The organism is Mesorhizobium sp. M1A.T.Ca.IN.004.03.1.1 (genome assembly GCF_003997555.1).
Lineage (GTDB): Bacteria > Pseudomonadota > Alphaproteobacteria > Rhizobiales > Rhizobiaceae > Mesorhizobium.
Genome location: NZ_RZTV01000831.1, coordinates 1 through 247 on the forward strand (window position 1 = coordinate 1; position 247 = coordinate 247).

Annotated in this window: 1 pseudogene; it reads right to left on the minus strand. The window is 62.3% G+C overall.

Annotated features, from left to right (window positions below):
- Nucleotides 1–125, minus strand: a pseudogene (locus EOD29_RS34005) (dihydroxyacetone kinase); the annotation flags it as partial.
- Nucleotides 126–247 lie beyond the last annotated feature (122 nt).

Sequence of the window (247 nt, forward strand, 5' to 3'; positions counted from 1 at the left end):
CTGGCAATGATCGCGCGGGGCATGTTCTCCACGGCGTACAGATGGCGCGGATGCGCCGCCAGAATGCCTTGCAGCATCTCATCGACGGCATCTGCGCCGGCATTGATAAGCTTCTTCGTCTTCATGCTGATCCTCCCAGTGCGAGCTCCACCTGCATAAATGCGGCTGGCGCGTGAGACGTCAATCCGCCAGTGGGAGGGCTGCGGTCGCCAACGGCGCGAGCAGCAACTCTTTGCCCGCATCTGCC